This is a genomic window from Bacillus sp. SM2101 (genome assembly GCF_018588585.1).
Lineage (GTDB): Bacteria > Bacillota > Bacilli > Bacillales > SM2101 > Nanhaiella > Nanhaiella sioensis.
In genome coordinates this window covers 1-5,927 of record NZ_JAEUFG010000058.1, presented here as the reverse complement: position 1 = coordinate 5,927, position 5,927 = coordinate 1, and the positions used below count along the sequence as shown (strand labels likewise).

The following is a 5,927-nucleotide window of genomic DNA, read 5'->3' as shown; positions in this document are numbered from 1 at the left end:
TTCTTAGTTTAAACAATATTACCCAAAACATAAAGAAAGACGCTTTTCAGTATAGTTTCTGAAAAGCGCCATATTGTTGAAGATAAGTTTTGAAGGTTTAAGCTACAGATCAACCCCTGTAAGGGGTACATCTAGTATTTTAAATTTGTACACATAGAAAATCGAGGAAATAAGAAGCCGATTTCCTTCTTTTAAAGAATTGACTTTATTATTGGTCATATTCAACTAAAGCCCATATCGTTTAATCATTATCATGGATTAATTGGTATAGATTGATCCCATACTTTACTTGACTCTTCTGATTCTTCAAACGGTACTATATAGTATTTCTCTGATTGTAAATCAATTGCTGTGTATCGATTATTAGACTCTTCAGGATTAACATGACTAGAGTATGGTAGTATTTCATCTCCTGATTCACTTATGATTTTAAATTGTATATTATTTTCCTGCTCTTGCGAGTCGTAATAGAGTACAGTGGATATTGGCGTTGCGATCATTTTATCTAAACGAATGGATTGTCCATTTCCAATCTGTATTTCTTGATTGAATGGAATCGTTTTACTTTCTACTGCTAACTGTTCAGTTGGAACTTCAATATCAAAAACCCAAGGATATTTCATTGGCAACTCATAATCTAAGTGATCATACTCAATATGGAATCGAATCGTTTCACCGATAGGGACCTCTGTAAGTTCAACATCATTATAAAACGTAAACATACTATTATTTAATTCTATAGATTGCCCACCTGTCGATGAAGTTAGGTTCTGTCCATTTATTAGCACTTTTGGCATTGGATGCATTTGATAGTCAAAGTCAATCCCTTTTGCCGGCTCGAAAGTGGAACTGATTAATAATCGGCCACCATCAACTAACACTTCATTCAATGTCATTTTGCCGTACCCATTTTCAGCAGTAGTACCCACGGCCGTTTTATATAGGTCATAATCTACCTTTTCCTTACTTCCTCTATAGTCTTCAATCAAACCACCAATAAATGGCATATCTGCAACAGACACCATACTAGTACTCAATAAAATACCCGCTGCTAAAGTAATTACGGCTGTAACACCTAGATATTTCTTCAGGTGACTTGGATTTTGTTTTCTTATTTTTTTTAATATACGCTTTTCCCATTTCTTCTTTTCGAAATCCGTAAGGTTTTGTTCTTCATACTGCTCTAAATCCATGTTTATTTTATTTAAATCTTTATAAATTGACATATTCTCACTCCTCAAACTTTATTTTTTGAAAAACGTTTAAGCTTTTTACGCCCTCTGGAAAGCTTGTTATAAATCCAAGACTCTTTAGCATCAAATTCTTTTGCTATTTCACTTGAAGGAGTGCCTTCTAAATAATATTTTTCGAATATTTTCCTTTCACTACACGACAACTGTTCAAGTAAATCCTCAACAAAGCTTATTTCTGGTGACTGTTTTGTCATTACCATGGATTCATCAATATCTGAAACTGAAAATTGCTGATTTTGTATAGTGAGTTGTCTCCTTTGATAGTCAATTGCTTTATACTTTGCAATCGCTGCAATCCATTGTTTAAATGAATTTTTCGTAGTATCGAAGGAATCTATATTGTTCCATATCGATAATAAAACATCATCAAGGCATTCTTCATAATCTTGCTGATGATAATTTACATGACGTTTAATAATAGCTGTAAGTAAACCGCCATGCTGATTAATAATAAAAGTAATTGCTTTTTCATTTTTCCTCTTTATTTGTTGTACAACATTGTTCTCTGTGATGTTCAATTGTCCAACCCTCCCGATGATTATTGGTACCTACTATGTAATACGAAATGAATACGATAAATCTATCAGGAAATATATACTTTCATAAAAAATCTACTTTTAGCTCATTAAAGAAAACACCACAAAATAAGTTTAATGGTATTTGATATATAATTAACAAAAAACCTTTCACTTAGTTCAATAATTTGATTGTATTATGTGTTATTTTCCCATTCAAATTTTAAAAACCCAGCTTACCTTCACAAGAGAAGATTAGCTGGGTTTCTAAATTATTTACATCCTACCTTTTATACAACTATTCGGACCTCCTAATAAAAAAGTAAATGCTTATTGCTCTGTAATCGCGCCATATCGTATTATGATCTCAATCATTCATTTTCCTTATTATTTAGGTAACTGGTATGCCCCTTTACTAGATTCTTGCGCCATATTGCTGAATATTAGTAAATGTCCTTTCCTCCCATTGGTTTAAAGGTGCTGATTCTCTCCATACCCGCAATAGTTGCTTTGCACGCATGATGGACAGTTTCATTGCTCTACACTTCATTAACAAATGTATCGCATCTTTTTTACAAATATCGTGACTTTATTTTTAGCCACATTCGGACTTCTCTGTTACTGTAGAGTTAACCACGGGCATGTTTTTTCTTCATTGTTGTGCCTAGTATGACTAAGGCAACATAGATTACGATGGCAATCGAATCTATAATCGTATCCGTAAGAGCCAATACGTCAAGTAATGCCGTTACACCAAGAATGACCATCAGTCGGACGATCAGGATCGCCGAGATCATCCATGCGGCAAAACGGATCTTCGATCGCTCACTTTGGAATGACATGTAAATGAATGCGATGCCGAAGACCAGATTTTCCGCCGTTATAATGTGCCAAACATACGTGAATACCACTCGAGAATCCATGGACATCGCGCTAATGTCGAGCATCGGCAGCACAGTGGAATACCCGTTCCATGCATGCGTGACGGCAAACAGAATCGCAAGAACGCCAGCAATCAGATAATAAAAATTCCTAACCTTGATGTTGATCACAACCCTCCATAGAAATTCCCGGTTCATTCTCTCGGATATCCTCGTAAAGCTCGCGAACGAATTCTGCTAACCGTTGATCGCTTTCGTTATTAAAATCCCTTAACGTTTCGGCTGCTATATTGAGCAACCGACTGACCTTTTCCAGATGGATAATCTTCTTGCGTGTTTCTGCGTTCTTAGCATCGAGAAATGCAGCAACCTCTTCGCAGTATGTGGAATCGATATTATCCATCTTTCGGAAACCCAATTTACCCTTGATTTCTTCAAGAGTAAAGTCCGCATACCGCATGATATGAATATTCATCAAGTCAATGAGGTCATCCCTCGAATACATGCGATACCGATTGTCTTTCCGAAACGGCGAGACGATCCCAATCCGGTCATAATACCGAAGTGTATCTTTGGACATCCCAAGTATCTGCGAAACCTCTTGTATAGAATAAAGTTTTTCCATGAATCCAGAATAACATTTGAGTTGACTCCAATGTCAAGTAGTTTTCCGATTTTTTTAAATAGTTTGAGTATTATTTATAAAGGTATTTTGATTGTATTTTTTATCAATAATATTTATCTTACTGTTAATAAACTTTATTACGTAATCTGCCCCTAAAATGAATAATAGCACATATCTATATTTCAGATATGCGCCATAATGTGGAATAACAATTCTCAGGTTGGGAAAAAACTAATAGACTCATTAATCATTGTCGTTATTAATTTCATTATTAGTTCATTTTCTATCGTGATATATCCCTTAATCCAGTGAAGGTTAATGGAATTGTAAATTTCAATCCAAATATACTAGTATCTCTTGGATTTACCATATTACTGGAATAGTTATTATTTCTTATAAATTAAAAAGGGATCGAAATTGATTTTACCATAATCTTGATAGGTTAGTGCCAATAAGGTTGTTCCATCTCAATAACTACACCTGAACGAGGGTTCACTAAAAAGTACCTTCCATCCACTTCAAAATGGTAATTCCTATAATCAATAAAGATTCGCGTATCTTCCGTGTATATAGGAACCGTATCTCTGTACCTTTCTTCATTCTGTACAACAATGCCAGACACGTCATACCCACTTTCATAAACCAATTGTTTAGCCTGTTCAAAAGTGTAGGTCGGTCTGAAAAAGATAAAGAGTAATAAAGGAATAATAAATAATATGATTAAAGATGGCTTCATCCTTTTTCTCATCGATCCCTGTATCAAATAAAGGTATGAGAAATAAACCACAGTCGTCAGAAAGGGAATTAATATACCCATATTAAAGACACCCCTGTAAAGAGTAGAATTTATAAATTCAAAAATGCAAAATTCCATAATTGCAGCACTTAAAATATACAGCATAATCTTTTTGTTCTTCTTCATTTTTATCTCCTCGGTTGATTGTATCTATGTCTAAGCTATACTCAGTCTCATTAAAAAAAATCCTTACATTCATAATACCAAGTAAATTATTCTTTGTGATTTCTAAAGAAACAATCTTTACGAGAATAGCCATACATAAAGAAAGACGCTTTTCGGAATTATTTCTGAAGTCGAGTAGAATGGAGTCTTTCTACCTTACGGTAAATTGTACTCCACCCCCTCACAGAACCGTGCTTGCACTATTAATGCACACGGCTCCTCCTAATCATCATTCACAGAATATAGCTAATCTCTTTTCTTAAATCATATATATTCACTTTAACTCTTGGTGAAGGTAGTGGATATTTATCAAGAAATAGCCTGAATTTATCCCAAGTAAAAGATTTCCTTTGACTTCTTCTATTGAGCCATTTAAACAGTAATTTCTCAATTCCGTCTTTGAAAGTACTAACATTTATTGTATTATCTGTAATGCAATAATAGTTGTAATACCCTATAAGTGAGCGTCTAAATCTATCCATGATTATATGAATAGATTTATTTCTATTCTTCTTCAACCAGTCTTTAGACTCTTTCAATTTACTTTGGACTTTCATCCGACTTGATTTCCGTTTCACCCGAAATTTACCTTGTTTACTTTTACTGCAATAGTGAGTAAACCCTAGGAAATCAAAAGTTTCAGGTTTACTTTTTCCATTTTGTTTTGCGTCTTTTTCTGCAAACCGCCCGAAGGGTATTTTTTGGTCTTATCTTCGGCCATTTCTAAGTTAAATTTCTTTAATCTATATTTTAGTGATTTGAAGAATTCTAGGGCTTCGCTCTTATATTGAAAACAGCACACAAAATCATCTGCATACCTTACTATATATGCCTGTCCCTTACATTGTTTCTTGACCTTTATCTCAAACCATAAATCGAGCACATAATGGAGGTACACATTAGCTAATACAGGAGATATTACCCCACCTTGCGGTGTGCCATTGTCTGTTTTGTATTTCTTTCCTTCCTCCATATACCCACCTTTGAGAAATCTACCAATTATTCTTAGTAGGCTAGGGTCAGCAATTCGTAGTTTTAAGAACTCCATCATCCATGTGTGGTCAACATTGTCAAAGAATCCTTTAATATCGACATCTACTACATAATTTACTGACCTCTTTTCAATATAGAAGTTCAGTATCTTCAAAGCATCATGACAACTACGATTTGGACGGAACCCAAAGGAACAGTCTAGAAAATCATTCTCATAGATGGCACTTAGAATCTTCGTTATACCTTTTTGAACAACTTTATCCTCATGTTCTGGTATTCCTAATGGTCTTTTCTTGCTTGAATTGACCTTCGGAATATACATTCTCCTTACTGGAACAGGACGATAGCTTTTCCTTTTAAGTCTGCTTACTAAATCATCTAGGTTTTCTTCTAAACTTTCACCGTATTTCTCTTTAGTTGTACCGTTTATCCCAGTTGCTTTCCTATTGGGTAGTTCATGATGACATTGAGATAGTGCTTGCTTATTTAATAAATGTGCAAGTGATGTGAATTTCATTTTAGGATTAGATTTAGCTAATTCTGCTATCCTTAGTAATTTTGTTTCCATTTAATATAACCTACCTCTGTGTGTAGTAAATGTGTCTCTAGTAAGGTTAATAACTAGGTAGCAGCCTTTCCTCCATCGGCATTACCCAACTTCATTGGTACTACGCTGCTATCCGACTCCCTACAACGGCA

Annotated in this window: 7 protein-coding genes; all 7 read right to left on the bottom strand. The window is 34.6% G+C overall.

All coding sequences use genetic code 11. From position 1 onward, the window contains the following. Positions 1-251: 251 nt before the first annotated feature. Positions 252-1,226, bottom strand: coding sequence for a DUF4179 domain-containing protein (locus tag JM172_RS23760; protein WP_214484863.1), 975 nt, complete (start codon positions 1,224-1,226; stop codon positions 252-254). 11 nt (positions 1,227-1,237) lie between these two features. Then, positions 1,238-1,771 carry a sigma-70 family RNA polymerase sigma factor gene (locus JM172_RS23755; protein ID WP_214484862.1) on the bottom strand — a complete coding sequence of 178 codons (534 nt, stop codon included), beginning with the start codon at positions 1,769-1,771 and terminating at the stop codon, positions 1,238-1,240. A 626-nt stretch (positions 1,772-2,397) separates the two neighbouring features. Beyond that, the gene (locus JM172_RS23750; RefSeq protein ID WP_214484861.1) at positions 2,398-2,820 is read right to left on the bottom strand and encodes a hypothetical protein; all 423 of its coding nucleotides are present in this window, start codon (positions 2,818-2,820) and stop codon (positions 2,398-2,400) included. Beyond that, positions 2,801-3,274 carry a MerR family transcriptional regulator gene (locus JM172_RS23745; RefSeq protein ID WP_214484860.1) on the bottom strand — a complete coding sequence of 158 codons (474 nt, stop codon included), beginning with the start codon at positions 3,272-3,274 and terminating at the stop codon, positions 2,801-2,803. Before JM172_RS23745 ends, JM172_RS23750 begins: the two co-directional genes overlap by 20 nt. 442 nt (positions 3,275-3,716) lie before the next feature. Next, positions 3,717-4,010, bottom strand: coding sequence for a hypothetical protein (locus JM172_RS23740; protein WP_214484859.1), 294 nt, complete (start codon positions 4,008-4,010; stop codon positions 3,717-3,719). A gap of 458 nt (positions 4,011-4,468) precedes the next feature. Then, positions 4,469-4,813 carry a group II intron maturase-specific domain-containing protein gene (locus JM172_RS25005; protein WP_352224127.1) on the bottom strand — a complete coding sequence of 115 codons (345 nt, stop codon included), beginning with the start codon at positions 4,811-4,813 and terminating at the stop codon, positions 4,469-4,471. A 44-nt stretch (positions 4,814-4,857) separates the two neighbouring features. Continuing rightward, the gene (locus JM172_RS23735; protein WP_250886866.1) at positions 4,858-5,796 is read right to left on the bottom strand and encodes a reverse transcriptase domain-containing protein; all 939 of its coding nucleotides are present in this window, start codon (positions 5,794-5,796) and stop codon (positions 4,858-4,860) included. Between the last annotated feature and the right edge of the window lie 131 nt (positions 5,797-5,927).